The 26,511-nt window shown below is 73.5% G+C and carries 24 protein-coding genes; 8 read left to right on the top strand and 16 right to left on the bottom strand.

Features of this window, described 5'->3' with window-relative positions; all coding sequences use genetic code 11:
• Positions 1-113 precede the first annotated feature (113 nt).
• Entirely contained in the window at positions 114-4,580 is a 4,467-nt protein-coding gene (locus DMP17_RS28110; RefSeq protein ID WP_226354671.1) for a Pls/PosA family non-ribosomal peptide synthetase, read from the top strand.
• Between the two features lie 92 nt (positions 4,581-4,672).
• On the top strand, positions 4,673-5,074 hold the full coding sequence (locus DMP17_RS28105) for a group I truncated hemoglobin (RefSeq protein WP_226354670.1): 402 nt from the start codon (positions 4,673-4,675) through the stop codon (positions 5,072-5,074).
• Between the two features lie 43 nt (positions 5,075-5,117).
• On the opposite strand, the gene DMP17_RS28100 is transcribed toward DMP17_RS28105, so the two are convergent.
• Positions 5,118-6,008, bottom strand: coding sequence for a LysR family transcriptional regulator (locus DMP17_RS28100; RefSeq protein ID WP_374203824.1), 891 nt, complete (start codon positions 6,006-6,008; stop codon positions 5,118-5,120).
• 70 nt (positions 6,009-6,078) lie between these two features.
• Here DMP17_RS28100 and DMP17_RS28095 point away from each other — a divergent pair, with 70 nt between their 5' ends.
• On the top strand, positions 6,079-7,296 hold the full coding sequence (locus DMP17_RS28095) for a TDT family transporter (protein ID WP_226368175.1): 1,218 nt from the start codon (positions 6,079-6,081) through the stop codon (positions 7,294-7,296).
• Here the strand turns inward: DMP17_RS28095 and DMP17_RS28090 are convergent.
• The 3 genes from DMP17_RS28090 to DMP17_RS28080 all read right to left on the bottom strand — a co-directional run bounded on the left by DMP17_RS28090 (position 7,245) and on the right by DMP17_RS28080 (position 9,546).
• Entirely contained in the window at positions 7,245-8,057 is an 813-nt protein-coding gene (locus DMP17_RS28090) for a GntR family transcriptional regulator (protein WP_226354668.1), read from the bottom strand. The two genes, DMP17_RS28095 and DMP17_RS28090, sit on opposite strands and share 52 nt — an antisense overlap.
• A 61-nt stretch (positions 8,058-8,118) precedes the next feature.
• Entirely contained in the window at positions 8,119-8,520 is a 402-nt protein-coding gene (locus DMP17_RS28085) for a hypothetical protein (RefSeq protein ID WP_337831072.1), read from the bottom strand.
• Between the two features lie 102 nt (positions 8,521-8,622).
• A complete protein-coding gene (locus DMP17_RS28080; RefSeq protein ID WP_337831071.1) occupies positions 8,623-9,546 on the bottom strand; it encodes an ATP-binding cassette domain-containing protein in 924 nt (307 codons plus the stop codon).
• 88 nt (positions 9,547-9,634) lie between these two features.
• Here DMP17_RS28080 and DMP17_RS28075 point away from each other — a divergent pair, with 88 nt between their 5' ends.
• Positions 9,635-10,309 carry a TetR/AcrR family transcriptional regulator gene (locus DMP17_RS28075; RefSeq protein WP_337831070.1) on the top strand — a complete coding sequence of 225 codons (675 nt, stop codon included), beginning with the start codon at positions 9,635-9,637 and terminating at the stop codon, positions 10,307-10,309.
• Here DMP17_RS28075 and DMP17_RS28070 read toward each other — a convergent pair.
• From DMP17_RS28070 to DMP17_RS28035, 8 genes are all read right to left on the bottom strand, one after another.
• Positions 10,306-11,523 (bottom strand): NAD(P)/FAD-dependent oxidoreductase, encoded by a 1,218-nt coding sequence (locus DMP17_RS28070; protein ID WP_337831069.1) that lies wholly within the window; start codon positions 11,521-11,523, stop codon positions 10,306-10,308. The genes DMP17_RS28075 and DMP17_RS28070 overlap by 4 nt on opposite strands.
• A gap of 77 nt (positions 11,524-11,600) precedes the next feature.
• Complete coding sequence (locus DMP17_RS28065) at positions 11,601-11,801, bottom strand: ferredoxin (protein ID WP_062399393.1); 201 nt, start codon at positions 11,799-11,801, stop codon at positions 11,601-11,603.
• A complete protein-coding gene (locus tag DMP17_RS28060) occupies positions 11,801-13,144 on the bottom strand; it encodes a cytochrome P450 (protein WP_226354663.1) in 1,344 nt (447 codons plus the stop codon). The genes DMP17_RS28065 and DMP17_RS28060 overlap by 1 nt, the downstream gene beginning before the upstream one ends.
• Before the next feature lie 186 nt (positions 13,145-13,330).
• Positions 13,331-14,854 carry an aldehyde dehydrogenase family protein gene (locus DMP17_RS28055; RefSeq protein ID WP_337831068.1) on the bottom strand — a complete coding sequence of 508 codons (1,524 nt, stop codon included), beginning with the start codon at positions 14,852-14,854 and terminating at the stop codon, positions 13,331-13,333.
• Entirely contained in the window at positions 14,851-15,906 is a 1,056-nt protein-coding gene (locus tag DMP17_RS28050; protein ID WP_226354662.1) for an alcohol dehydrogenase catalytic domain-containing protein, read from the bottom strand. The genes DMP17_RS28055 and DMP17_RS28050 overlap by 4 nt, the downstream gene beginning before the upstream one ends.
• 34 nt (positions 15,907-15,940) lie before the next feature.
• Positions 15,941-16,381 (bottom strand): SCP2 sterol-binding domain-containing protein, encoded by a 441-nt coding sequence (locus DMP17_RS28045; protein ID WP_226354661.1) that lies wholly within the window; start codon positions 16,379-16,381, stop codon positions 15,941-15,943.
• A 142-nt stretch (positions 16,382-16,523) separates the two neighbouring features.
• Positions 16,524-18,068, bottom strand: coding sequence for an acyl-CoA synthetase (locus DMP17_RS28040; protein ID WP_337831067.1), 1,545 nt, complete (start codon positions 18,066-18,068; stop codon positions 16,524-16,526).
• 139 nt (positions 18,069-18,207) lie between these two features.
• Positions 18,208-19,131, bottom strand: a complete 924-nt coding sequence (locus tag DMP17_RS28035; protein WP_337831066.1) for a LuxR C-terminal-related transcriptional regulator — start codon at positions 19,129-19,131, stop codon at positions 18,208-18,210.
• Between the two features lie 201 nt (positions 19,132-19,332).
• Between DMP17_RS28035 and DMP17_RS28030 the strand changes: the two genes are divergently transcribed.
• Both DMP17_RS28030 and DMP17_RS28025 read left to right on the top strand, forming a co-directional pair.
• Entirely contained in the window at positions 19,333-19,587 is a 255-nt protein-coding gene (locus DMP17_RS28030; RefSeq protein WP_337832740.1) for an indolepyruvate ferredoxin oxidoreductase subunit alpha, read from the top strand.
• Positions 19,580-22,675, top strand: a complete 3,096-nt coding sequence (locus tag DMP17_RS28025; RefSeq protein ID WP_337831065.1) for an FAD-dependent oxidoreductase — start codon at positions 19,580-19,582, stop codon at positions 22,673-22,675. The genes DMP17_RS28030 and DMP17_RS28025 overlap by 8 nt, the downstream gene beginning before the upstream one ends.
• Before the next feature lie 16 nt (positions 22,676-22,691).
• On the opposite strand, the gene DMP17_RS28020 is transcribed toward DMP17_RS28025, so the two are convergent.
• Positions 22,692-23,081: a hypothetical protein gene (locus tag DMP17_RS28020; RefSeq protein WP_337831064.1), complete on the bottom strand. Its 390-nt coding sequence runs from the start codon at positions 23,079-23,081 to the stop codon at positions 22,692-22,694.
• A gap of 20 nt (positions 23,082-23,101) precedes the next feature.
• Positions 23,102-23,521: a hypothetical protein gene (locus DMP17_RS28015; RefSeq protein WP_337831063.1), complete on the bottom strand. Its 420-nt coding sequence runs from the start codon at positions 23,519-23,521 to the stop codon at positions 23,102-23,104.
• A gap of 125 nt (positions 23,522-23,646) precedes the next feature.
• Between DMP17_RS28015 and DMP17_RS28010 the strand changes: the two genes are divergently transcribed.
• A complete protein-coding gene (locus tag DMP17_RS28010) occupies positions 23,647-24,585 on the top strand; it encodes an ABC transporter ATP-binding protein (RefSeq protein WP_226354657.1) in 939 nt (312 codons plus the stop codon).
• A gap of 36 nt (positions 24,586-24,621) precedes the next feature.
• A complete protein-coding gene (locus DMP17_RS28005; protein WP_226354656.1) occupies positions 24,622-25,113 on the top strand; it encodes a COG4315 family predicted lipoprotein in 492 nt (163 codons plus the stop codon).
• Positions 25,114-25,180: 67 nt separating this feature from the next.
• Here DMP17_RS28005 and DMP17_RS28000 read toward each other — a convergent pair whose 3' ends face one another.
• Both DMP17_RS28000 and DMP17_RS27995 read right to left on the bottom strand, forming a co-directional pair.
• Positions 25,181-25,402: a hypothetical protein gene (locus tag DMP17_RS28000; protein ID WP_337831062.1), complete on the bottom strand. Its 222-nt coding sequence runs from the start codon at positions 25,400-25,402 to the stop codon at positions 25,181-25,183.
• A complete protein-coding gene (locus DMP17_RS27995; RefSeq protein WP_226354654.1) occupies positions 25,399-26,511 on the bottom strand; it encodes a peptidyl-prolyl cis-trans isomerase in 1,113 nt (370 codons plus the stop codon). The genes DMP17_RS28000 and DMP17_RS27995 overlap by 4 nt, the downstream gene beginning before the upstream one ends.

Raw genomic sequence — 26,511 nt, 5'->3', positions numbered from 1 at the left:
GACCCCTCGTCTGGCTACGCACTCCACCCGACCGGGGTTCACCGGTTTGCGAGTGATGATCGCCACGCCCGACCTGCACTTTTCGTCCCCTCGGGAAGGGGTAGGCCGGAGTCATGTCCGACGTGTCCAACCGGTCGGCCCTCACCGGTGGGGTCGACGGCGGCGACAGCCGCAACACACAGCCGGGACAGCCCCAGGTGATCCGCCGGGACCTCCCCTACCGCCCGTCGCCGACCAAACGACCGGTGCCGACCCCGCGTCCCCGGACACTCGACGACCGTGTGCTCGTCCCCGGGGCGACCCTGGAGGCCTCGCGGGCCCGGCCCGGCGAGCAGCTCGCCGAGGTGTTCGAGGAGGCCGTCGACCACCACCCGGACGCCGTCGCCGTCGACACCGGCGACGCCACGCTGACCTACCGCGACCTCGACGGGCGCACCAACCGTCTCGCCCGGCACCTGCGCGGGCGCGGCACCGGCCCCGGCGACGTCGTCGGGCTGCTGCTCGACGACCCGGTGGAGAGCTACACCGCCATGCTCGCGGTGCTCAAGACCGGGGCCGCCTTCGTCCCGATGGACGCGGGCTTCCCCGCGGACCGCGTGGCGTTCATCCTGTCCGACTCCGCGGCCGGACTGCTGCTGGTCACCGACAGCGCGCTGGCGAAGGTCGGTGACCCGGTCGAGGGCGACGTCGAGATCCTCTCGGTCACCGGTGCGGCGGCCGCCGACATCGCCGCCTGCTCCGACGAGCGGCTCGGGCCGGACAGCCGTCGCACACCGGGCCGCGAGCACCCCGCCTACCTGATCTACACCTCCGGCTCCACCGGCCGGCCCAAGGGCGTCGTGATCGGACACCCGGCGATCTGCAACTTCGTGCGGGTCGCCGCCGACGAGTACGGCGTCCGCGCCGACGACCGCATGTACCAGGGCCTGACCCTGGCCTTCGACTTCTCCGTCGAGGAGATCTGGACCTCGTTCCTGACCGGCGCCACGCTCGTCCCCAAGCCGGCCGGGGTGTCGCTGGTCGGCGAGGACCTGCACGACTTCCTGGTCGAGCGCCGCGTCACCGCGATGTGCGTGGTGCCGACGCTGCTCGCCACCGTCGAGGCCGACCTCGACGACCTGCGCTTCCTGCTCGTGTCCGGCGAGGCCTGCCCGCAGGACCTCATCCGTCGCTGGTGGACCCCGCGGCGCCGCTTCCTCAACGTCTACGGCCCCACCGAGGCCACCGTCACCGCGACGATGGCGCAGGTCCACCCGGACCGTCCGGTGACGATCGGGCGGCCGCTGCCGACCTACGCCGCCCTCGTCCTGGACACCACCGACCCGACCCGGGTGCTGCCGTTCGGCGAGACCGGGGAGCTGGCCGTCGCGGGGGTGGGGCTGGCCGACGGCTACCTCAACCGCGACGAGAAGACCGCCGAGGTGTTCGTCCCGGCCCCGGTCGACCTGCCGAACAACCCGTCCGGGCTGATCTACCGCACCGGTGACCTCACGCGGATCAACGCCGACGGCGAGATCGAGTACCGGGGCCGCATCGACCTGCAGGTCAAGATCCGCGGCTACCGCATCGAGCTCTCCGAGATCGAGGCCGTGCTGCAGGACCACCCGTCGGTCGCGATGGCCGTGGTGGACACCTACGAGCCGACGCCCGGAACGAAGGAGCTCGTCGGCTACTACAGCCTGGTCCGCGGTGCCGAACCGCCGACCGACCTGCGGTCCCGCCTGCAGGACCGCCTGCCGTCCTACATGGTGCCCGCCTACCTCGAGCACCTCGAGCTCATCCCGATGACGACCAGCGACAAGGCGGACCGCAGGAACCTGCCCGCGCCGACCGGCAGCCGCGTGGCCGCGACCGGCCCGGTCGTGGGCCCGGCGACCGACGTCGAGCGCGGCCTGGTCGCCGAGCTCGCCACCGCGCTGCGGGTCGAACCCGCCGAGATCTCGGTCGAGGCCGACTTCTTCGACGAGCTCGGCGCCACCTCGCTGCTGCTGGCCGGGTTCGCCGCCGCCGTGCGCCGTCGCGACGACCTGCCGTCGGTGTCCGCACGCGACGTCTACCGCCACCCCACCGTGCGCCGGCTCGCCGCCGCGCTCGGCGACGTCGTGCCCACCGTGGCCGCGGAGCCGGTCGAGCCGGTGCGCGCCCGCCCGGTGGCGCACGCGCTGACCGGCGTCGCGCAGCTGCTGTTCCTGCTCGCGTCCGGGTTCGCCGTCGCCGCGGTGCTGGTCCTCGGCTACCGCTGGGTCTCCGCCGCGCCCGACGCGGTGTCGCTCACCGGCCGGGCCGCGCTGTGGACCGCGGGGGTGCTCGTCGCCGTCGTGCTGCTGCCGGTGCTCGCGAAGTGGACGCTCGTCGGCCGCTTCCGCGAACGGACCGTGCCCCTGTGGGGCGCCGCCCACCTGCGGTTCTGGGTCGTCTCGACGCTGATCCGGACCAACCCGATGGCGCTGGCCGTCGGCACCCCGCTGTACACCGGCTGGCTGCGGCTGCTCGGCGCGCGGATCGGTCGCGGCAGCGCCCTGTTCGGGGCCGTCCCGGTCGCCACCGACCTCGTCCGGGTCGGTGCCCGCACGATCGTGCACCCGGAGGCGTCGTTGCAGGCCTACCGGGCCGTGCCCGGCGCGCTGGAGTTCGGCCCGGTCGACGTCGGCGACGACTGCGTGGTCGGCGAGGCCGCCGTGCTCGACGTCCGCACCCGGATGCAGGACGGGTCGCAGCTGGGCCACGCCTCGGCCCTGCGGCCGGGTGTCACCGTGCCCGCCGGGGAGGTCTGGCACGGCTCCCCCGCCGGTCCGTCCGACTCGGACTACCGCGGGCCCGACGCCGTCGGTGCGGGGCGGCTGCGCCGGGTCGTCTACTCGGCGGTGTTCGCCGGGCTGTCCTGGGCCGTCGCGACGGCGGTGTTCGCGCTGCTCGTCGGCCTGTTCGCCCGTTTCGCGCCGCAGGTGGCCGGGCTGATCGGCCTGACCGGTGCCGACATGGGCACGCACTGGTGGTTCTTCCTGATCGGCGCGATCGCGGTGGTGACGCTGGTCGTGCTCGCCCTGCTGGTGGGCGTGCTCGCCGTGCTGACGCTGCCGCGGCTGGCCGCGCTGTTCGTGCCGGTCGACCGCACCTTCCCGCTCTACGGCGTGCGCCACGTCGCGCAGCAGATCGTGACCGGTGTGTCGAACGCGCGGTTCCTGGTGCTGCTGCTCGGCGACAGCTCGTTCATCACCGGCTACCTGAAGGGCCTCGGCTACGACCTGGACGACCTGCGTCAGACCGGGTCGAACTTCGGCACCCAGCTCCGCCAGGAGTCGCCGCGGCACGCCCGTGTCGGCGCCGGGACGATGGTGTCCGACGGGCTGCGGATGATGAACACCGAGCTGTCGCACGACTCGTTCCGGATCCGCCCGGTGCGGCTGGGCCGGGACAACTTCGTCGGCAACGACGTGCACCTGCCGCCGGACGCCCGGATCGGCGACGACGTGCTGCTCGCGACCAAGGTCATGGTCCCGGTCGACGGGCCGGTGCGGACCGGGGTGGGCCTGCTCGGCTCGCCGCCGATGGAGATCCCGCGCACCGGCGCGGGGCCGCACCCGAACCACCCGGCCACCGACGAGGAGCTGGCCCGCCGGCTGCGCTCGAAGAACCGCTACAACGCCTCGACCGTGGTCGTCACGGTGCTGCTGCGGGCGCTCGGCGTCGCGGTCGCGCTGGTCCCGCTCGGGATCTCGGTGGCGCTCTGGCCGGCGTGGGGCCTGTGGGCCCTCGGCCCGGCCGTGTTCCTCGGCCCGCTGCTGCTCATGGTGTGGTCGGCGCTGCTGGAGCGCGCGACGCTCGGCTTCCGTGGCCTGCAGCCGCGCACCGCGTCCATCTACGACCGCTACTTCTGGTTCCACGAGCGGCTCTGGAAGCTCTACGTCCGGCCGGTGCTGGCCGGGACCCCGCTGCTCGTGTGGCGCAACCGCCTGGCCGGTCTGAGCGCCGGGAGGCGCGTCTTCGACGACGGTGCCGCCATGCCGGAGAAGAGCCTGGTCTCCCTCGGCGACGACGTGGTGCTCAACTCCGGGTCGGTCCTGCAGTGCCACTCGCTGGAGGACGGCCGGTTCGAGTCCGGCCGGATCCGGGTCGGCGACGGCGTGTCCGTCGGCGTGCGGGCGTTCGTGCACTACTCCACCGACATCGGCGACGGCGCGACGCTGGCCGCCGACTCGTTCCTGATGAAGGGCGAGCAGGTGGCCCCGGGTGAGCGCTGGGGCGGCAACCCGGCCGAGCCGGAGGCGGACGGCGCCCCGGTGCCCGACCACCGGGCGTCGGCGCCGGCGGAGCCCGCGGTCCCGGTGTCGGTCGTGCCCGTTCTGACGCAGCCGTTCACCGAGGAGGTGTTCCTGTCCCGGGTGCAGCAGTACCTGGAGCTGCACGACGTCGCCTGGGCCACCAACGCCTCGGTCGCGGTGCTCGACACCCTGGCCCGCAGCCTCGGCGCGGACGCCCGTGACGACCTGGCCCGACACCTGCCGTCCGGGCTGCGGGCCCAGGTCCCGTCGCTGACCGGCTACGGCCGGCGCCGCAGTCAGCACGCCGTCGACGACTGACCCGACGCCCCGAGATCGGTTGTGCACTATTGACGAGACCCCCTCCGCAAGGGACCGTGATCCGGTCCCGACAACGGAGTTGGAGCGACGTCATGCCCGAACAGCAGTCCCTGTACGACCGCCTCGGCGGCATCTACGCGATCGCCGGGGCGGTCGACGTCCTCGTCGACCGGCTCTTCGCGAACGCCTCGGTCAACGCGAACGAGGGGGTGCACGCCCACCACGGCGAGCCCGCCAACGCCCCCGGCTACAAGTTCCTGGTCACGGCCTGGTCGGTGCAGGCCGCGGGCGGCCCGCCCTGCTACCCCGGTCTGGACATGGTCGCGGCCCACGAGACCCTGGCGATCACCGACGAGCAGTTCGACGCGGTGGCCCTGGAGATCGCGTCCACGCTGAGCTTCTGCGGGGTGCCGACGGCCGAGCACACCGAGTTCATGGAGATCATCGAGCGCTACCGGCCCGAGGTGGTGCGACAGCAGCCCTCGGCCGCCTGACCGGCCGGTCCCGGGGCGTGGCCGCCGCCCCCCCCGGGACCGGTCAGCGGCGGGCCGCGAGACGCACCAGGACCAGCGCGGGACCGGACGGCGCGCGGCCCCGCCGCCACGCGGCGCGCAGGCGTCGCTGCAGGTCGGCGCCGCGCACCGGGACCGTCCGCAGCGTCCCGGCCGCCACCTCGGCCGCCACGGCCAGACCGCTGATCACCGCGGGGCCCGCGCCGCCCGCGACCGCGTTCTTGATCGCCGTCGTCGAGCCGAGCTCCAGCACCGGCGACGCGACGGTCCCGAGCGCGCGCTCCAGGAACTCCCGGGTGCCCGACCCGGGCTCGCGGGCCACCAGCGGCGTCGTCGCGAGCCGCGCCGCGTCGACCGCGCGGCGCCGGGCCCACGGGTGGTCCGGCGCGACGACGAGCACCAGCCGGTCCCGCCCGACGACCTGCCCGTCGAGGTCCGCGGGCAGGTCCGGGCCCTCGACGAACCCCAGGTCGGCGTCGCCGGAGCGGACGTCGTCGACCACCTCGGCGGTGTTGTGCGAGGTCAGGGTGACCGCGGTGCCGGGCAGCTCGGCCCGCAGCGCCACCAGCCAGCGGGGCAGCAGGTACTCCGCGACGGTGAAGCTGGCGGCCACCCGCAGCCGGGCCGCCCGGTCGGTGCGCAGCGCGGCGACGCCCTCGTCCAGGGCGTGCGCGGCGTCCAGCACGGCCCGCGCCCGCTCGACGACGAGCGCCCCGTCCGGGGTGAGCCGGGTGCCCCGCGGCGACCGTTCCAGCAGGGTCAGCCCGAGTGCGGCCTCCAGAGTCCTGACCCGGGCGCTGACCGCCGCCTGGGAGATGCCGTGGGCCGCCGCGGCCCTGCCCATGCTCCCCAGGGTGGCGACCGAGACCAGCAGGTCGTAGGGCACGAGGTCGGCCACGCGCGGGGACAGGGTCACAACCTCCGATTATGACTCCGCAACCTCGCGACGGGTACCGCCGGGCCGCCGACCGGCCGACCGTGGAGGCATGACGACGCACCTCAGCCCCCCGGCCGCGGCCGCCCCGCCGGCGCCGCACGCGTTCGCCCGCCTCGGGCTGCTGCGCGAGCTCGGCACCCCGGGCGACGCGGTCCGGTCGTTCGGGCCGAACTGGTTCGCCGCGGTGATGGGCACCGGGATCGTCGGCGGGGCGGCCGCGACGCTGCCGTTCCGCTCCCCGTGGCTGACCGCGTGGGCGACCGGGGTGTGGGGCCTGGCCTCGGCGCTGCTGGTGGTGCTCGTGGCCGCGACGGTGGCGCACCGGGTGCGGTTCCCCGAGCGGGCCCGCGCGCACGCCGCGGACCCGGTGGCCGTGCAGTCCTACGGCGCCGTCGCGATGGCCCTCATGACGGTCGGCGCGGGCGCGGTCCAGTTCGGCCCGGCCGTGCTCGGCACCCCGGCCGCGCTCGCGACGAGCGGGGCGCTGTGGCTGACCGGGACGGCGTTCGGGCTGGTCACCGCCGTCGGCGTGCCGTACCTGATGATCACCCGGCACACGGTCGCACCGGACGCGGTGTCCCCCGCCTGGCTGCTGCCGGTGGTGCCGCCGATGGTGTCGGCCGCGGACGGGGCGCTGCTCGTCGTCCACCTCGCGCCGGGCACGGGCCGCACCACGCTGCTGCTCGCCTGCGTCGCACTGTTCGGGATGAGCCTGTTCGCGACGCTGGCCCTGCTCCCGCAGATCTGGAACCGGCTCGTCGTGCACGGGACCGGACCGGCGGCGGCCGTCCCCACCCTGTGGATCGTGCTCGGCCCGCTCGGCCAGTCGGTCACCGCGGCCGGGCTCCTGGCGAACGCCGCGCCGGGCAGCCTGCCCGAGCCGTACGCGGGCGCCGCGGCGGTGGTCGCGGTGGTCTACGGCGTCCCGGTCTGGGGGTTCGCGATGCTGTGGCTGGCGCTCGCGGCCGCGGTGACCCTGCGGACCGTCCGGCGGGGGCTGCCGTTCACGCTGACCTGGTGGAGCTTCACCTTCCCGGTGGGGACCTGCGTGACCGGCACGAACCTGCTGGTGGCGCGGCTGGGGACGCCGGCGCTCACCGTCGTCGCGACGGCGCTGTACGTGCTGCTGGTGGCGGCCTGGCTCGTCGTCGGGGCCCGGACCGTGCACGGTGCGCTCGTCCGCTCCGAACCTGCTCGACCCCGCGTGAGGCGCCCTCAGCGGCGCGGGTCGCTCCGGTCGGGGGACCCGAGCAGGTCGAGCTGGTAGCCGTCGCGGGTGGAGAAGTCGGCCCGCAGCACGAAGCGGTCGCCGCGCACCAGCGTGCGGCGCCACTCGACGGGGCGGCCCTTCGCGCTGCCGAGCCGCGACACCGAGAACGCGGCGGTCGACGGGCTCCCGCCCAGCAGCCGGTGCTCGGCGGGGGTCGGCAGGATCGGCGCGATGGTCTCCTCGCCGCCGGTGAGCACCACGTCGCACAGCTCGGCGTAGCGCTGGTAGAGGGCGACCCCGGTGAAGTCGGCGTGCAGCAGCGGGGCGGCCAGGTCGTACGGGAGCCACACCCGGTCCAGCGCGAGCGGCTCACCACCGGCGAGCCGCAGCCGTTCCAGGTGCACCAGCGGCGTCGACTCCTCCAGCCCGAGCCGCGCCGCGACGACACCGTCGGCGCGCACGTCCAGGGCCCGCACGACGCTGCGCTGCTCCAGGCCCATGGCCCGCACGGACTCGTGGATGCTGTAGAGCGCACCCAGGCGCTGGGCGGTCTCGACCGGTGCCGCCTGCCGCGACGGCCGGCCCCGCGTCCCGACGACGCGGCCCTCGTCGCGCAGCACCTTCACCGCCTGACGGACGGTGTGCCTGCTGACGCCGTACTCCCGGCCCAGGGCGAGCTCGCCGGGGAAGCCGTGGGTGAACGCGTCGGAGTCCAGGCGGCGGCGCAGGTCCTCGAGCAGCTGCTCCCAGAGCAGCCGTCCCGGCTCGCGGCGGAGCACGGCGGGTCCGGGGACCGGTCCGGCCTCGGCGTCACGCACCCTGGTGAATGTACGGACCGGACCGTCGCGGCCCCCCGGGCAGGCGACCCGGGCCGGTGGGTCAGCGGACCGACCAGGTGCAGGCGCCGGTGAAGACGACCGCCTCGCCGGCGAGGATCCGGGCGGCGGCCGGGCCGTGCAGGACCCCGCGGGACACCTCGGCGCCGTCCGGCCCGGTGCGCGTGTAGAAGCACTCCCGGCCCGGGGCGGGCCCGTCGGTGCTCCAGGTGCCCGGCGCGAGGTCGAGACCGGCCCGGTACACGCCCTCGGCCGCCTCCCGCACCGGGACGGGCGCGGCCTGGTGGACGGCGGTCGCCTCGGCACGGTCGTCGCCGTGCACGAACACCCCGACCAGCACCACCGGCACGACCAGCGCCAACAGCACCCACGGCCAGAGCACGGTGCGCTGACCTGCTGCGGCGCGCTCCGCGTAGTACCGCTCGTACGGTCCGGTGCCGTCCATCCACCCGCCTCACGTCCGACGTCACTCTGGTGATCGAAGCGGATACCCGTGAGTGTTACGTCCCGTCCCACGATGTGAGCGGACGTGCCGGACCGGCGGTCGTCAGATCGCGGGGTTCGCCAGCATCCCGGAGCCGAGCGCGATCGACAGCAACGCGAGCATCACGAACAGCACCCCCATGAGCAGCCACGCCTCGCCGAGCCCCTGCCGCCGGGCCCGCCGCGCGAGCGCCGCCTGCTCGGCCGCGGAGGCCACCGGCAGCGACGCCCGCACGCCGAACCGGGCGTCCAGGTCGGCGGCGGTGGTGATCCCGCCGAGCACCTCCTCGGCCGGGCCGTCGGCGACGATGCGGCCGCCGAGCAGGAGCGCGACCCGGTCGCCCAGGTCGCGGGCCAGGTCCAGGTCGTGGGTGACGACGAGTGCCGTCGCGTCCGCGGCGCGCCGGCGCACGGCGCGCACGACCTGCTCGCGGTTGTGCAGGTCCATGGCCGGCCCGGGGTCGTCGAGCACCAGCAGCTGCGGCGCGCCGACCAGTGCCCTGGCGAGCGCGGCCCGCCGGCGCTGCCCCGCCGACACCGCCGACGGCAGCGCGGTGGCGTGGTCGGCCAGGTCGAACTCGTGCAGGATCCGCCAGGTCGCGGCGTCGGCGTAGGGTGCCCCGGCCGCCCGCAGCGGGTAGGCGACGTTGTCGAACAGCGTCAGCGACGCGAACAGCGACGCGTCGTAGACCGAGGACCCGCCGAGCAGGACCCCCATCCGGCGGCGCAGCCCGGCCAGCTCGGCGTCGCGCAGACCGGCGACGACGTGGCCGTCCACCAGGGTCTCGCCCGACTCGGGCGTGTAGAGCCCGAGCAGGATCCGCACCAGCGTCGTCTTGCCGACGCCGGACGGACCGAGCAGGACGGTCGTGCGGCCGGGTGGCAGCTCCAGGTCGATCCCCTCGAGCACGGGCTCGGAGTCGAAGGACATCCGGACCGCGCGGAACGAGACCGCCGGTGCCGTCGGGACCAGTACGTCGTCGATCATCGTCACCCCCTCGGGTGACGAACCATAGGGTCGGGTGGAGCAGCGTGTACAGACATCCGCTGTGCGGCCGGGGGCTACCCTGCCCCGCATGGTCTCCCCCGCGGACGAACCGCGTCCGCCCCGGCCCCGCCGCACGCAGGGCGAACGCCGGGCCAGCAGCCGGGCGATCATCCTCGCCGCCGCCCTCGAGGAGCTGTTCGAGAACGGCTACGCGCACTCCACGACCGTGACCGTGCAGCGGCGCGCCGGGGTGTCGCGCGGGCGGCTGCTGCACCACTTCCCCAGCCGCGAGTCGCTGCTCATCGCCGCCGCTCAGTACCTGGTCGTCGAGCGGATCGCCGACATGGAGCAGTGGGTGCTGGGCTCGGAGTACGGGCGCACCACCGGCCCCGCGCGCTGCGACCGGGCCGTGGAGCTGCTGTGGGACACGTTCCTGCAGCCGTACTTCTGGGCGTCGATGGAGCTGTGGGCCGCCGCCCGCACCAATGCCGACATCCGGGCCGAGCTGCTCCCCGCGGAGCGGCGCCTCGGCATCGCGCTGACCCACGTGGTCGCGACGATGTTCGGGCCGGTGCTGTCCAGCCACCCCGACTTCGACGAGTGCCGCGACCTGCTGTTCACCAGCATGCGGGGGGTCGCGATGACCTACGCGATCCACCCCCGCGACCCGGTGACCGAGCCGCACCTCCCGAGCTGGAAACGCCTGGCCCGCCGGATGCTCGACGTTCCCGACGAGGACCCGGCGGGCGGCACCGACGGCTAGGAGACGCCGGCGAACTCCAGCGCCTCGGCCCAGCTCGCGCGCTTCGAGATCAGCCGCTTGTACTTCATGATCTGTGTGGGCCGGTCGATCGTGATCGTCCCGACGAGCCGGTCGCCGCGCCGGTAGAGCGCGAGGAACCGGTCGTCGCCCAGCTCGGAGGACACGACCCGGATCTCGTCGGCGGCCGGGCGGCCGACGAACTGGATCCGGCTGGAGTACCAGTCCGACCAGAAGTACGGCACGGTCCCGAGCTCGGTGGCGTTCTCCGGGTCGAGCGCGTTCTTCGCGGCCAGCGCGCCCTGCTCCGCGGCCGTCGTCCAGTGCTCCAGGCGCATGACCTCGCCGTCGAACAGGTGGTTCGGGAAGTGCACGACGTCGCCCGCGGCGTACACGCCGTCGGCGGCGCGCAGGGTGGCGTCGGCGACGACGCCCCGGTCCCGCTCGTGCAGCTCGACGCCGGAGCCCTCCACCCAGTCCGTGCAGGGCGACACGCCGATGCCGACGACCACCAGGTCCGCCGGGACCACCTCGCCCGAGCCCAGCCGGACGCCGGTGACGGCACCGTCGGCGGAGGACTCCAGCCCGTCGACCGTCTCGCCGCAGCGCAGGTCGGTGCCGTGCTCGCGGTGCAGGTCCGCGCAGGCCTTGCCCATGTCCTCGCCGACCGAGCGGACCAGCGGGACCGGCAGCGTCTCGACGATCGTGGCGGACAGGCCGCGCTTGCGCGCCGAGCTCGCCACCTCCGAGCCGATGAACCCGGCACCGATCACGACGGTGCGGGCGCCCGCGTCCAATGCGGACCGCACGGCGAGCGCGTCGTCCCAGGTCCGCAGGGCGTGCACACCGGACAGCTGCCCGGTGCCGGGCAGCATCCGGGCCGCTCCCCCGGTGGCGACGACGAGCGCGTCGTAGGACAGCTCGGAGCCGTCGCCGATCCCGATCAGCTTCCCGTCCGTGTCCAGCGACGAGGCCGGGCTCCCCAGGCGCAGCTCCACCCCCAGTTCCTCACGCAGGTGCTCCTCGGTCCGGTACCGCGGGTCGGCGGGCTCCTCGCCGGTGTCGTCCAGGAACGCCTTGGACAGCGGGGGCCGGTCGTAGGGCAGGTGGCGCTCGGCACCGACCAGCGTGATCCGGCCGGTGTGGCCGGCCCGGCGGGCGGACTCGACGGCACGGATCCCGGCGAGCGACGCCCCGACGACGACGAGGTGCTCCACGGTGGTCCTCCTCGGGAACGAGCAGACGCCGGGGGTGGCGGCCCCCGGCGTCTGCGGTGTGGTGTGACGGGGTGGGGTCAGCTCTCGACGAGGCGCAGGGCCTCGGTCGGGCAGGAGGCGATCGCCGCCTCGCAGGCCGCGCGGTGCTCGTCGGACGGGGTGGCGTCGAGGATGTCGAGCGACCCGTCGTCACGCACCTCGAACAGCTCCGGCGCCTCGGCCTCGCAGAGGCCGAGCCCGCTGCACTTGCTCTCGTCCAGCTCGATACGAAGACCCATCACTTCTCCAGGGAGAATCGGAACGGCATGCGCTTCACCCCGCGCATGAAGTTGGTGCCCAGCAGCTCGGGCTCACCGACCTCGAACTGCGGGATGCGGAACAGCAGCTCGCGGAACAGCGCCTTCAGCATGGACTTGGCGAGCTGGTTGCCCAGGCAGAAGTGGACACCGCCGCCGCCGAACCCGGTGTGCGCCTTCGCGTTCTCGCGCGACAGGTCGAACTTCTCCGGGTTGTCGAAGACCTTCTCGTCCATGCAGCCCGACGGGTAGAACATGACGACCTTGTCGCCGGGGACGATCTTCTTGCCGCCCAGCTCGGTCTCGACGACCGCGGTGCGACGGAAGGTCATCACCGGGCAGGCGTACCGGACGAACTCCTCGATGGCGTTGTTGATCCGGCCGTCGTAGTCCTCCATGAGCCACTGCTTCTGCTCGGGGAAGTGGGTGAAGGCGCGGACGGTGAACGACGAGGTGTGCCGGGTGGTGTCGGTGCCGGCGACGGCCATGAGCACGAAGAACGAGCCGATCTCGAACTCGTCGAGCTTCTGCCCGTCGACCTCGGCGTTGATCAGCGAGGTGATCAGGTCGTCGGAGGGCTCGGCGGTCTTGAGCTCGATCAGCTCGGTGGCGATGTCGTGCAGGTTCGTCGCGGCCTGCACCTGCACCTCGTCGGCCTGCCGGCCGGCGAGCACCTCGTCGTCGGCCCAGGCGACGATGTCCGCCGCGTTCTTCTCGGTGGCCTCGCGCAGGTGCTCCGGGATGCCCATGATGTCGCAGAAGATCCGGGTGGGCAGGACCTTCGCGACGCTGGTGACGAAGTCGATCTCGCCGGAGGTCTCGGCGACGACGCCGTCGACGACCTCCTTCGCGGCGAGCGCGATCTTGTCGTCGATCAGCTTGATCTGCTTGGGGGTGAACGCCGAGGCGACCAGCTTGCGCAGCCGGTCGTGCTTCGGGTTGTCCATCGCCAGGAAGGACTGGGTCAGCTCGAGGAAGATCGGCGGGAGCAGGTCGAACAGCACGCCCTGGCCGGAGACGTAGGTGTCGTTGTCCCGGCTCACGGCGACGATGTCGGCGTGGCTGACCACGGCCCAGTAGCCCGGGTCGTCGGGGTCGGGGGTGACGGCGTCGTCGACCGGACGCTGCCAGGAGACCGGCTGCTCGGCGCGGAGGACCTTGAAGGTCTCCTCACGCTGCTCGGAGGTCTGGTTCCAGAACGCCTTGGTGGAGATGTCGACCGGGTAGTGCTCGGGCTTGCCCTCGCTGGTGGCCGGGATCATGTTCACGGCGTCCGGGTCGTACATCTCCGACTCGAAGTCGGTGGCGTCGAAGGTGGCGGTCATCGGATCTCCTCCGAGCCCTGCGGTCTGCTCCGCGGGCGGAAAGCTGGCGACACACGGTCGGGGAACAGTGTGCGGAGACGGGTGGGGGGCGGGCGTCACCCCGGGAGGGCGACGTCGTACCCCCAACGGGAGAGGGAGGGGCCCTCCCCGGCACGGGCGGTTGCCGGGGAGGGCCCGAGAGGGTGCTCAGTCCTCGGCGTGGCTGAGCAGCACGTCGTACGGACGGGCGTCGCGGGTGCCGGACAGGTCGAGGTGGACGTTCTTCTCCTCGACGTAGGGGTCCAGCGCGCGCGGGCCGAGCTCGCGGCCCACACCGGACTGCTTGTACCCGCCGAAGGGCACCTCGCAGTTGATCTGGTGTGCGTCGTTGATCCAGACCGAGCCGGCCTGGATCTTCTCGGCGACGTCCAGGGCGCGGGAGTTGTCCGCGCTCCACACCGACGACGCGAGCCCGTACTGGGTGTCGTTGGCCAGGGCGACGCCCTCGGCCTCGGAACCGTAGCGGATGACCGACAGCACCGGGCCGAAGATCTCCTCGCGGGCGATCCGCATGTCGTTGCGGACGCCGGTGAAGATGGTCGGCTGGATCCAGTGGCCGCCCTCGTAGCCCTCGACGTGGGCCTCTCCGCCGCCCAGGACGGCGGTGGCGCCCTCGTCCTTGCCGGACTGGATCAGCTCGAGGATGCGGTCCTTCTGCTTCGCCGAGACGACCGGGCCCATGTCGGTCTCCCAGTCCCGGGTGTCCCCGAGCTGGATGGTGGAGGCCCGGGCGACCATGCGCTCCACGAACTCGTCGTGCAGCGAGTCCGGCAGCAGCAGCCGGGTCATCGACTCGCAGACCTGGCCGGAGTAGAGCATGCAGCCGTACAGCACGCCGTCGACGGCGATGTCCAGGTCGGCGTCGTCGAGGACCAGCGCCGGCGACTTGCCGCCGAGCTCCAGGGTCACCGCCTTCACCGTGCCCGAGGCCAGGCGCATGATCTCGCGCCCGACGTCGGTGGACCCGGTGAAGCCGATCTTGCCGACGCCCGGGTGCGACGCCAGGCGGGCACCCGCGTCCGGGCCGGGGCCCGGGACGACGTTGAACACGCCCGGCGGCAGCCCGCACTCCTCGGCGATCCGGGCGAACTCCAGCGCCGACAGCGGCGTCTTCTCGTCCGGCTTGAGGATCACCGAGTTGCCGACGGCCAGGGCCGGAGCGAACTTCCACAGCGACAGCAGCAGCGGGAAGTTCCACGGTGCGATCGCGCCGACCACGCCGATCGGCTCCTTGCGGAGCGTCGACTGGCCGAGCACCGGGAACGTCGCCCGCGGCATGGGCGTCTCGAACTCGTAGCGCTCCGCCAGGCCCGCGAAGTACTCCAGGTGCGGGGCGCAGTAGCCGACGTGGAAACCGGTGGCCTGCCGCACGGTGGCGCCGTTGGCCATGATCTCCAGCTCGACCATCTCGTCGAGCCGCTCGCCGAGCCGGTCCGCGATCGCCCGCATCACCGACGCGCGGTGTGCGGGGGTGGCGCGGGACCAGCCGCCGTCGTCGAAGGCCGCCTGGGCCGCGTCGACGGCGGAGTCGATGACCGCCGCCCCGCCCGACGCCGCGGTGGCGACGAGCTCGCCGTTCTGCGGGTCGCGGATCTCCAGGTGGTCGTTCGAGTCCACGTCCTTGCCACCGATCCGCATCGGGAAGTGGCGGACGGTCGTCCCGGCGGTCATGCGGTGGGGTCCAGGACGATCTTGGTGGCCTCGCGCTCCTCGAACATCCGGTACGCCTCCGTCGCCTGCGACATCGGCATCCGGTGCGAGATGAACCGGCTCGGGTCGAGCTTGCCGGCGGCGATCAGCGCGAGCGTCTCGTCCATGTAGTTGGTGATGTTGGCGACGCCCTGGGAGATGGTGACGCCCTTGAGGTAGAGGTCGCCGAAGGGCAGCTCGATCGAGTCCTCGGTGTAGACGCCGGGGATCGAGATGGCGCCGCCGGAGCGCACCAGGGAGCAGGCCGAGAGCAGCGCCGACGGGTGGCCGACGGCGTCGATCACGACGTCCGCGCCGCGCCAGTCGGTGAGGTCCTGCACGGCGTCGGCCGGGTCGGTCTCGTCGGCGTTGACCGGGATCGCGCCGATGGCCTCCGCCTCCTTGAGCCGGGAGGCGACCTTGTCCACGACGACGGTCTGGGACGCGCCGAGCACGTTCGCGGCCATCGCGGCGCAGAGCCCGACCGGGCCCGCGCCGACCACGGCGACGGTGTCACCGGGCTGGATGAACTTGCGGACGGCCTCGTAGCCGGTGGCCATGATGTCGCCGACGAAGAGCTTGTCCTCGTCGTTGCCCTTGCCCTCGTCGGTGAGCTTGCGCAGCGTGCGGTCGGCGTTCGGCACGATCACGTACTCGGCCTGGCCGCCGGACAGGCTGCCGAAGGTCACGCCGAGACCGAAGATCATCGTGCCGAAGCACTGGCCGGGACGGTTGCGGCGGCAGTTGTAGCAGCTCCCGCAGCTCACGACGCACGACGCGACGGCCCGGTCGCCCTCGGAGATCAGGTTGACCCCGGACCCGACCGCCTCGACGGTGCCGAGGAACTCGTGGCCCAGGACGACGTCGTCCTCGATCACGATCCGGCCCTCGTAGGGGTGCAGGTCGGTACCGCAGATCGCGGTGAGGTCGACGCGCATCAGCACGTCACCGGGGTCGGTGATCTCCGGCTTGGGGACCTCCATGACCTCGATCTTGTGCGGCTCGCGGAGCACGACCGCCTTCATGGTCGCCATCTCGTCGGCGTCCCTTCCTGTGTCGTCGGGTGGGTCAGGCGTTCGCGGAGGCGTCCTTCTCGGCGACCAGCTCGCGGTACATCGGGAACAGCGGCTTGGTCAGCGGGACCAGCTTCAGGATCTTGTTGACCGGGCCCTTGGCCTTGACCTCGCCCTTGGCCAGCCCGACGGCGAGGTTGTACTCACCGCGCCAGAACTTGTCGCCGGTGTCGGCGCGCATCATCAGGGTGATGTCGGCCTTGTCCTCGTCGGCGCCGGTGTGCACGTCCAGGGCCGGCTCGTGCATCTTGACCCACATCTCGGTGTCGGGGTCGGTGTAGAGCACCCGCAGGTTGATGTCCGCGGCGCGCATCTTCGGGCCCGACTCCGGGTGGTCGTTGGCCGCGCGGAAGACGCCGCCGATGTACTTGTCGACCTCGTTGCTGTCGGCGAAGAAGCCCATCTCGATCTCCTCGTTGAGTGCTGGTGCCGACACCCGGAAGTGGGCGCCGTCGGTGGTACGAATGCTGTCCGGGAGCGAGGGGGGTCACATCGCTCCCGGGGGGTGGTTCCGTGCTCCCTACGGATGCACGGTGCGTGACGGACGGTTCCGCGCGGTGACCGTCGCGGCGCGTCCGTCAGGCGGGGGCGACCTCGGTGTACTGCTTGCGCAGCTCGCCCTTGACGAGCTTCCCGGTGGCGCTGCGGGGCAGCTCCGCGGCGAAGTCGACGCTGCGCGGGGCCTTGTAGTGCGCGATCCGCTCGCGGACGAACTCCAGCAGCTCGGCCTCGAGCTCCGGGGAGCCCTCGACGCCCTCGGGGGTCTGCACGACGGCCTTGACCTGCTCGCCCATCTCCGGGTCGGGCACGCCGATCACGGCGACGTCGTAGACCTTCGGGTGCAGGGTGAGGACGTCCTCGACCTCCTGCGGGTAGATGTTCACCCCGCCGGAGATGATCATGAAGGCCTTGCGGTCGGTGAGGAACAGGTAGCCGTCGTCGTCGACGTAGCCGACGTCGCCGGTGGTGGACCAGTTCTCGTGCTCGGGGTGGCGCGCGTCGCGGGTCCGCTCGGGGTCGTTGTGGTACTCGAACGGCGGGACGTCGCGTTCGAAGTAGACGGTGCCGACCTCGCCGGTCGGGAGCTCCTTGCCGTCGTCGTCGCACACCCGGATGACGCCGAGGCCCGCCTTGCCGACGCTGCCGGGCTTCTCCGCCCAGGCCGCCGAGTCGATGAAGGTGACGCCGTTGCCCTCGGTCGAGGAGTAGTACTCGTGCAGGACCGGGCCCCACCAGTCGATCATCTTCTGCTTGACGTCGACCGGGCACGGGGCGGCCGCGTGCACGGCCACCCGCAGCGACGAGACGTCGTAGGAGTTCCGGACCTCGTCGTCGAGCTTGAGCATGCGCACGAACATCGTCGGCACGAACTGCCCGTGCGTGACCCGGTAGCGCTGGAGGTGCTCCAGGGTGTCCTCGGCCCGGAACCTCTGCGCCATGACGACGGTGCCGCCGAGGGCGTGCACGATGCCGCCGAACCGCAGCGGCGCGGCGTGGTAGACCGGCGCCGGGGAGTAGTAGACGGTGTCCTCGCCGAACTTGTACATCGGGCCGAACACCGCGGTGTAGAGGTCACCGGGCTCGTCGACCTGGATGGTCGGCAGCGCGGGCTTGATGCCCTTCGGCCGGCCGGTGGTGCCCGAGGAGTAGAGCATGTCCGCACCGCGGGGCTGCTCGGGCAGCGGCTCGTCGGGGGCGAGCTCCATGGCCGCGCCGAGGGCCTCGTAGCCCTCGACCGCTCCCCCGAAGGCGAAGCGGCGCTCGACGCCGGGCGTCCGGTCCACGAGCGCCTCGGCCAGCTCACGCTTGGCGGCCGAGGCGAACAGCACCCGCGCGCCGCAGTCGGTGACGATGTAGGCGGCCTCGTCCGGGGACAGGTGGTGGTTGATCCCGGTGACGTAGAGACCCGAGCGCAGCGCGGCCCAGTAGATCTCGAAGACCTCGGGGGCGTTGTCGGAGACGAACGCGACGTGGTCGCCGCGGCGCAGTCCGGCGTCGCGCAGGACGTGGGCGATCCGGCGCGAACGGTCGTCGAGCTCGGCGTAGGTCGTGGTACGGCCGGTCTCGGGCTGGACGACCGCCGGGTGGTCGGGCCGGGTGCGCGCATGGGTCCCTGGGAACACGGGCTGCTCTCCCCTTCGAGAGTGGGTCGGAACGGCGCCGGGGCGAGGCACCGCCGTCGCAGCCCGCATCGTGTCGGCACACCGGGTGACCCGGCATCCCTCCCGAGGGGGTGGTTCCTCCCCCGCTCGGGCGCAGGGGTCAGCCGCGCAGGAACCGCGCGACCGCCTCGGCCCGGGTGGACGCGCCGAGCTTGCGCAGGATGTTGCGCGCGTGCACCTTCACGGTGTCGACCGAGACGACCAGGCGGCGGGCGATCTCGGCGCTGGTCATCCCCCGGGCCAGCAGCTCGAGGACCTCCCGCTCCCGTGCGGTCAGCCCCGACCGGTCCGGTGCCGCCGGCGCGGCGCCGGCGACGGGCGTCGCCGCCGCGGGCTCCGCGAGGCCGTCGGCGGCGGTCAGCGCGAGCATCTGCCCGGCGCTCAGGCGCACCGCCGTACGGAGCCGGGTGAGCTCCTCGGCGAGCAGGGCGCGTTCCAGCATCACCCCGCTCACCTGCGCCAGCAGCCCGAGCACGCTCCGGTCCGGCACCGTCGACTCCCGGCCGGAGTAGCAGGCGTCGGCGTGGATGGTGGCGACCACCCGGTCGAAGGCCAGCACCGGGCTCGCCACGTAGCCCGGCGTGTGGATGTGGTCGACGATCGGCCGCCAGACCCGGTCGTCGTCGCGGGTGTCGACGAGTGCGGGCGCCCGGCGCCGCAGCATCTCGACCTCCAGACCGCCCGGACGGAGCTCGACGGGGTACCGGCAGGCGTTCTCGTGCGCCTCCGCGGCCTCCTCGGGCCGGTCGCGGAACACGGTGCTGCGCACCGCGAGCCGGTCGTCCTCCAGGCCGAGCACCATCACCCGGTCGAACCCGAACCGGTCGACGGCCTCGCGCGCCAGCCATCCGAGGACCGCGTCCAGCGAGTCGTGGCGGGGCGCGGCGGCGAGCGCCTCGGGGACCGCGCCCAGTGCCGCGAGGAGACGACGGTGCTCGGCGGTGCGGCCGTCGGCCCCGTCCTCGTCGAGGGCCGGGTCGGCCGTACCGGGCGCCGTCAACCGCCTCCCCAGGGACTGGGGCATCGCGTCCTCCTCGGGTGAGCCGCACTGCTCCTGCGGGCCGATGGGACCCGCCCTACACCGGCGGGGGTAGGGATCTACCGCCGCGACGTGATGGAACGCCCTGACCTGCGGCGATAGCTTCCGATGATCCCGTCCGGTCCGTTCTCGACCGAGACCTGCGGACCTGCCTTCCCACCAGAGGATCCCATCTAGGCCTACGTCATCACAGCGCCGTGTGTCGCCGACTACTCGTGCCTGGAGATCTGTCCGGTCTCCTGCATCCACCCGCATCCGGACCATCCCGACTTCGACACGGTCGAACAGCTCTTCATCGACCCGCAGGCGTGCATCGACTGCGGTGCCTGCGTCGACGCCTGCCCGGTCGACGCCATCCACGCCGAGGAACAGCTCCCCGAGCGCTGGAAGCACTACGCCCGGATCAACCGCGAGCACTTCGAGGTGGCCTCCCGTGTCTGACCGTCCGATCCGCATCGCCGTCGTGGGCTCCGGCCCGGCCGGCATGTACGCCGCCGACCACCTGCTCGGCGGCACCGGCAGCGCCTTCGTCGACGGCCGCACCGTCGAGGTCACCCCGCGTGACGTCGAGGTCGACATGTTCGAGCGGCTCCCGACCCCGTGGGGCCTCGTCCGTGCCGGCGTCGCGCCGGACCACCCGGAGAAGAAGCTGGTCGGCCAGCTGTTCCAGTCGATCGCGACCCGGCCCGGATTCCGGTTCCTCGGCGGCGTCGAGGTCGGCCGCGACGTGTCCGTCGACGACCTCTCCACCTGGTACGACGGCGTCGTCCACGCCGTCGGGGCCTGGGGCGACGCCCCGCTGGACCTGCCGGGTTCGGACCTGCCCGGGAGCTTCTCGGCCCGGCAGTTCGTGGGCTGGTACAACGGCCACCCCGACCTGGCCGACCTCGACGTCGACCTCTCGGCCACCGAGCGTGTGGTCGTGATCGGCAACGGCAACGTCGCCCTGGACGTGGCCCGGATCCTGGCCTCCCCACCGGACCGGCTGGCCGCGACCGACATCGCCGGGCACGCCCTCGACGTCCTGCGCGCCGGCACGGTCCGCGAGGTCGTCGTCCTCGGGCGGCGCAGCCACCTGGAGGCGGCCTTCGCGAACCCCGAGCTCGAGGAGCTCGCCGAGGTGGCGGGTGTCGACCTCGTCGTCGACGAGCGCGACCTGGCCGGGGTCGACCCCGCCTCGATCCCGGCCGGCGCCGTCCGGCGCAAGCACGACACCCTCACCGGGTGGGCCGGCCGTCCGCTCACCGGCGCCCCGCGCCGGATCGTGCTCCGTTTCCTCACCTCCCCGGTCGAGATCCTCGGGACCGACCGGGTCGAGGCGGTCCGGACCGTCCGCAACCGGATCGCCCGCGACGTCGACGGGGTCGCCCGCGCCGTGCCGACCGACGTCGAGGAGACGATCCCCGCGGGGCTCGTGCTGCGGTCGGTGGGCTTCCGCGGCACCCCGCCCGCCGGTCTGCCGTTCGACAGCGACCGCGGCATCGTCCGGCACACCGACGGCCGGGTCGTCGACCGCCCGGGGACCTACGTGACCGGCTGGATCAAGCGCGGCCCCACCGGGATCATCGGCACCAACAAGAAGTGTGCCCGCGACACCGTGCGCGCCCTGTTCGAGGACCTCGACGCCGGTCGGCTCCCGCGCTCCGGGACCCTCGACCGCCGCTCCGTCGACGCGCTGCTCCCCCGCCCGGTGGACCTGGCGGGGTGGCAGGGCATCGACCGCGCCGAGCGCGCCGCGGGCGCCACCGAGGGCCGGCCGCGCCGCAAGCTGACCACGGTCCCCGACCTCGTCGCCGCCGCGGCGGGCGGCGGGCACCCGGTGCGCCGCTACGACGCCGTGATCGTCGGGTCCGGGCTCGGCGGCATCACCAGCGCCGCCTGCCTGGCCGCCGCCGGGAAGTCGGTCCTGCTGCTGGAGCAGCACGAGATCCTCGGCGGCTGCTCCCAGGTGTTCCGCCGCCGCGGCAACTGGGAGTTCGACTGCGGCGTGCACTACGTCGGCGGCTGCGTACCCGGCTCGGACGGGCTGATCCCCACCGTGCTGCGCGGCCTCGGCGTCGAGGACCGGATCGCCTGGTCCCGGATGGACGACGACGGCATGGACACCGTCCAGTTCCCCGACCACGCGTTCCGGGTCCCGACCGACTGGGACCGGTTCGCCGACAACCTGGCGCAGACCTACCCGTCCGACGCCGACGGGCTCCGCTCCGCCATCGCCGAGCTGCGCTACGTCGGCGAGAGCGCCGACCGGATCAACGACGTGCCGCACTCGGTGAAGGCCATCCTGCCGCTGGGGAAGCGCCCGTGGGAGGTCGCGGCGATCGTCCGCAGCCTGGAGCAGCCGATCTCGGCGTTCTTCGACCGGCACAAGCTCGGGCGCGAGGCCCGCGCCGCGCTGCTCGCGCTGGTGCACCTGCACAACACCGCCCCGGTCCGGACGCCCGCGCTGCTGCTGGCCGTGCTGCTGCGCCACTACTTCAAGGCCGGGGCCTACTTCCCCGAGCAGGGCGGGCAGGTCCTGGCGGCCAACCTGGCCGAGGTGATCCAGGCACACGGCGGGGTCATCCGGACCCGCGCCCGGGTGCGCTCGATCGACGTCGAGTCCGGCCGCGTCACCGGGGTGACCCTGACCGACGGCGAGCGCATCCACGCCGACGTCGTCGTCAGCAACGCCGACGTGCACAGGACTTTCCAGGACCTGATCGAGCCGCAGCACCTGAAGCGGAGCACCCTCGACCGGATCCGCCGGTTCCGGCGCGGATACTCGATCTTCTCCACCTACGTCGCGGCCGACATCGAGCTGGCCAGGACCCGGCCCGCCACCAACTTCGTCCTGCACGGCCGCTACGACATGCAGACGACCTACGACGTCATGGACCGCGGCGGCTGGGACCCCGAGGGCTGGCTGGCCATCAGCTCACCGACGCTGAAGACCTGGGGGCGCAAGCACTTCGGCCCGCCCGGGCACAGCAGCATCGAGGCGTTCTGCTCCGTCCCCGGCGAGTACGACTTCTGGGGCGGCGGCGACCCGATGAGCGGTCCGTCGTACAAGCACTCCCCGCTCTACGAGCAGCGCAAGGCCGAGATCGAGGGCGTCGTCATGGAGCGGATGCTCGAGGCGCTGCCCGAGCTCCGGGGGCACGTGCTGTGGCAGGAGTCGGCGACCCCGCTGACCCACGAGCGCTTCACGCTGTCCCGGATGCCCTACGGCCCGGAGAACGCCAGGGACCAGATCGGCCCGGGCCGGCGGATCGCCGCGACGACCGAGATCCGCGGGCTGTACCTGGCCGGTGCCTCGACGACCTACATGTACGGCATCGCGTTCACGATGCGTGGCGGGGTCGGGACGGCGTCGGAGATCCTCGGCACCGACCTGCTCCGGCGGTTCCACCGGGGTGAGGTCATCACCGACGTCGCGGCCCTGCCCGAGCACGGCCCGGACTGGGACCCGTACGAGGTCAGCCGCGGGTACAGCCTCAAGGGCGCCCGCCGCGAGGAGCACGCCGCGGCCGTCGCCACCGGGAGGTGAGACCCGGGGCCGCCGCCTACGCGGGGCGGCGGTCCCGGGTCCGGCCCGCGAGATGCCCGGCGATCGCGCCCATGACCACCGCGGTCAGCAGGGTGAGGACCAGCTGTGTCGGGTCGAGGCCCCCGGTGCCGAGGACGACCAGCGGCAGCACGAGCAGGTACCCCGCGACGGCCGCGCCGGCGCCGTGCACCCGCGGGTCGACGGCGTCGCCGATCCGGTAGCCGGCCAGCACGAACGCGACGACCGCGGTGATGATCAGCCAGGCCGGGCCGACCACCGGGATCTGCGAGCCCAGCGGCGCGGCGAGGCCGCCGATCACCAGCACGCTGAACGCCAGCGAGGCGCCGCGGACCAGGCTGACCCAGTCCACGCGGTCGGAGAACCAGTCGAACCCCGGGACGGCCACGAGGTCTCCCTTCGGTCGGCTCAGCGCAGGTGTCGCAGCGCGGAGGGTGTCAGCAGCGGGACGGTCCCCACCACCAGCAGCACCATCGCCGGGACGGTCTCCCAGCGCCCCGCCGAGGCGAGGAGCACCACCGACACAACGGACAGGACGACCGCGGGGTAACGGGCCACGCGGCGGCGCAGCGCCAGGCCGGCGCCCGCCGCGACGAGCAGCACCGCGAGCAGGAGCAGCAGCCACGCCGGGTACGGCGCCGTCGTCCCGACCTCGACGACGGGGGCGCCCTGCCCGGCCAGCGTGCTCGCGGTGTCCTCGTCGACCGTCGACTCCGGCCGCAACCCCGCCCACGCGACGGCCAGCAGCACCGCGGTCAGCATCCACGCGGCGGCCGACACCACCAGTGCCCACGGCATCGTGGACCGGCTCCGCACCTGCTCGCTCATGGCCGCAGGCTAGAGCGCCCGTCCGGCCGTACGGACCCCTCCACGCGCAGGGACACCCACTACGGGAGAGGGAGTCACCACCCCCGGGAGACGAGCGGCCCGCCGCGACGGCGTCCACTGGTGCGATGACGGGACCCGTGTCCGGCGAGTCCCCCCGCGGGCCCGCGATCGACTTCACCGACGTCACGACGATGATCGACGACACCCCGGTGCTGTTCCGGCTCGGCCTGCACCTGGCGCCCGGCACCGTCACCGTCCTGATGGGACCGTCCGGCTCGGGCAAGACCACCCTGGTCCGTCACCTCGCCGGGCTCGTCGCCCCGGGCCGGGGCACCGTCACGGTCGACGGCGTCGACGTGCACGCGGCGGGCGAGGCCCAGCTGCGACGGCTGCGGCGCGGCATGAGCGTGCTGTTCGGCGGGCCGTCGGTGTTCGAGTCGTCGCTGTTCGGGTCGCTGTCGGCCTACGACAACCTCACCTACGCCCTCGACGGCCGCGGCCTGTCCCCGGAGCGGGTCGAGCGGGTCGCGATGCACCGGCTGCGCGAGATGCGGCTGCACGACCGGGCCGACGCGCTGCCCGCCGAGCTGCCCGCGCACGGGCGCAAGCGGCTGGCGATCGCCCGCACGCTCGCCGTCGAGGCCCCGGTGCTCGTCCTGGACGAGCTGGAGACCGGGCTGGACGCCGCGCACGCGGGCACGCTCGTCGCGGCCGTCCGGGAGCAGCACGAGCGCACGGGGGCGACGGTGCTGGTCACCACGCACGACATCGCGCTGGCCCGGGAGCTGGCCGACACCGTCGCGATCCTGTGCCACGGCCGGATCGTGGCCTGCGGGCCGCCGTCGGAGCTGCTGCACGGCGTCACCGACTCCGACGACTTCGACCGCCGCTTCCGCATCTCGGACTTCCTCGGCCCGCCCGACCCGGACGCGACCCGCGCCGAGCTGGACGGACCACGCCGCGGCTCCCGCACGATCGAGCTGGACCCGCGGCTGCTGGTGCCGGCACTCGTGGTGCTGGCGCTGGTCACCTCGTACTGCCTTTTCCTGCTGCTCACCCGCTGAGCCCCAGCCCACCGACCCCCACCGTCCGGAGGAACCGTGCCCACCCCGTCCCGCCACCGTGCCGCCCTGCTCCTCGCCGCGGCCGCCCTCACCCTCGGCGCCTGTTCGTCCCCCGGGCCCGCGGCCCCCGAGGAGCGGTTCACCCTCGCCGGCGGCGACACGACCGTCGACGTCGTCACCTCGGCGGCCGGCGCGGTGCTCGCCGACGGGCAGGGCCGGGTGCTGTACGCCCGCGTCCCGGCCGGGGACTGCACCGGTGACTGCCTCGCGCAGTGGCCGGCCTACGTCGCCGAGGGCGTACCGCACCCCGCCGACGCGGCGCTGAACCCGCTGCGCACCGACGTGCTGGGCACCACCCCGACGGCCGGCGGCGAGCAGGTCGTGACCTACGCCGGGCACCTCCTGCACCGCTTCGCGGGCGACGCGGCCCCGGGTGCGGTGACCGGCCAGGGCGTCGAGGCCTTCGGCGGGACCTGGATGCCGCTGAACCCGAACGGCGACCCGGTCCCGGCGGCGACCGTCCGCTGACCCGCACGGGAGAGCCCCGGCCGGATCCCGGCCGGGGCTCTCCCGTGTCGGCGGTGCCGTGACGGCCTCACAGCAGCGGTGCCAGCACCCCGATCACGACGAACGCGACGCCGACCACCAGGCAGGCCGTCGCGCCGCGGCGGATGACGGCGACCCGGTGCTGCTGCAGCTCGGCGGGCATCCCCGGGACGGCGCCGAGGCCCGCCGCGTGCCGGCGTCCCGCCCGCCCCATCAGGGCGAGCAGGACGCCGAGACCCGCGAAGGTCAGGACGGTCCAGGCAGGACTCACCCGCCACCGCCCGGCGCGGGCGGGACCGTCTGCGGCGTGCCCGACGGCAGGCCCGGGCTCGCGCCGGTGGGGGCGGTGTCCGGGTCGGCGGGGCGGTAGTCGTCGGCGTAGCGGACGTCGCCGTTCGCCAGCGAGTCGGTCATCCACTGTCCCCAGAGGCTGATCCGGCGGTCGAACAGCACCAGCTCGCGGAGCCGGTCCTTGACCTGGTCGAAGTTCGCCGGGACGCCCGGGGTCACCGCGCCGGACCGGCCGACGTTCCAGCCGAACTGGTTCTGCACCGGGCCGAACACCTGGCCGGCCGGGGCGCCGAAGGCGGCCTTCGCGTAGTCGGGCTGGAGCTGGTCGGCGCTGATCGGGCCCAGTGCGCCGCCGTTCGCGCGGGTGGCGTTGTCGATGGTGCTGGCCCGCGCGACGGTCGCGAAGTCGGCGCCGCCCCGCAGGTCGGCCGCGATCTTCTCGGCGGCCTCCTTGCTGGCGACGACGATGTTGGACAGGTCGCGCTTCTCCGGGGTCCCGAGCCGCTCGGCGTACTTCGGGAACTCGGCGCGCAGGTCGTCGTCGGTGACGGTCACGTCCTTGGTGACCCGGTCGAACAGCTCGCCGACCACCATCTGCTGGCGGACCTCGGTCATCACCTTGTCCTCGGTGGTGCCGACGTTGCCGAGGACCTTGATGAAGTCGTCGCGCGCGCCGGGGCCGTTGCCGAGCTGCTGGGTGATGTACTGGTCGAGGGTCTGGCGGACCTTCGCGTCGGCGATGCCGACGCCCATCTCGGTCGCCCGGTCCTCCAGCACCATGCTCAGCGCGACGGCCTTGGCGGCGTCCCGGCGGAAGCCGTCCATCTTCACCGGGTCCTCGACCGGGGGCTGGACGCCGTAGAGCGCCCGCAGGGTCTGCACCCGGTCGTCGAGGTCGGTGACGGTCACGACCCGGTCGCCGACGGCCAGCGCCGCGCCGTCGGGGACCTGCTGCATCTTCCACCAGACCCCGCCGCCGATCCCGGCGACGAGGGCGAGGACGAGGACGCCCGCCACGATCCGGCCGGTCCAGGTGGTCCGGATCCGGTCGAGGGCGGCGCCGGCGATCCACGCCAGTGTGGACTTCAC

The organism is Pseudonocardia sp. TMWB2A, from assembly GCF_017312135.1.
Note: the sequence above shows the minus strand (reverse complement) of the source record. Positions and strands in the feature narration are given on the sequence as shown.

What these genes read in the sequence shown, in the direction of transcription:
- DMP17_RS28105 (WP_226354670.1), top strand. Translation starts at nt 4,673, where the DNA reads ATGCCCGAACAGCAGTCCCTGTACGACCGCCTCGGCGGCATCTACGCG.
- DMP17_RS28065 (WP_062399393.1), bottom strand. Translation starts at nt 11,801, where the DNA reads ATGGGTCTTCGTATCGAGCTGGACGAGAGCAAGTGCAGCGGGCTCGGC.
- DMP17_RS28085 (WP_337831072.1), bottom strand. Translation starts at nt 8,520, where the DNA reads ATGGACGGCACCGGACCGTACGAGCGGTACTACGCGGAGCGCGCCGCA.
- DMP17_RS28075 (WP_337831070.1), top strand. Translation starts at nt 9,635, where the DNA reads ATGGTCTCCCCCGCGGACGAACCGCGTCCGCCCCGGCCCCGCCGCACG.
- DMP17_RS28110 (WP_226354671.1), top strand. Translation starts at nt 114, where the DNA reads ATGTCCGACGTGTCCAACCGGTCGGCCCTCACCGGTGGGGTCGACGGC.
- DMP17_RS28010 (WP_226354657.1), top strand. Translation starts at nt 23,647, where the DNA reads ATGACGGGACCCGTGTCCGGCGAGTCCCCCCGCGGGCCCGCGATCGAC.
- DMP17_RS28050 (WP_226354662.1), bottom strand. Translation starts at nt 15,906, where the DNA reads ATGGCGACCATGAAGGCGGTCGTGCTCCGCGAGCCGCACAAGATCGAG.
- DMP17_RS28015 (WP_337831063.1), bottom strand. Translation starts at nt 23,521, where the DNA reads ATGAGCGAGCAGGTGCGGAGCCGGTCCACGATGCCGTGGGCACTGGTG.
- DMP17_RS28035 (WP_337831066.1), bottom strand. Translation starts at nt 19,131, where the DNA reads ATGCCCCAGTCCCTGGGGAGGCGGTTGACGGCGCCCGGTACGGCCGAC.
- DMP17_RS28055 (WP_337831068.1), bottom strand. Translation starts at nt 14,854, where the DNA reads ATGACCGCCGGGACGACCGTCCGCCACTTCCCGATGCGGATCGGTGGC.
- DMP17_RS28080 (WP_337831071.1), bottom strand. Translation starts at nt 9,546, where the DNA reads ATGATCGACGACGTACTGGTCCCGACGGCACCGGCGGTCTCGTTCCGC.
- DMP17_RS28095 (WP_226368175.1), top strand. Translation starts at nt 6,079, where the DNA reads ATGACGACGCACCTCAGCCCCCCGGCCGCGGCCGCCCCGCCGGCGCCG.
- DMP17_RS28060 (WP_226354663.1), bottom strand. Translation starts at nt 13,144, where the DNA reads ATGACCGCCACCTTCGACGCCACCGACTTCGAGTCGGAGATGTACGAC.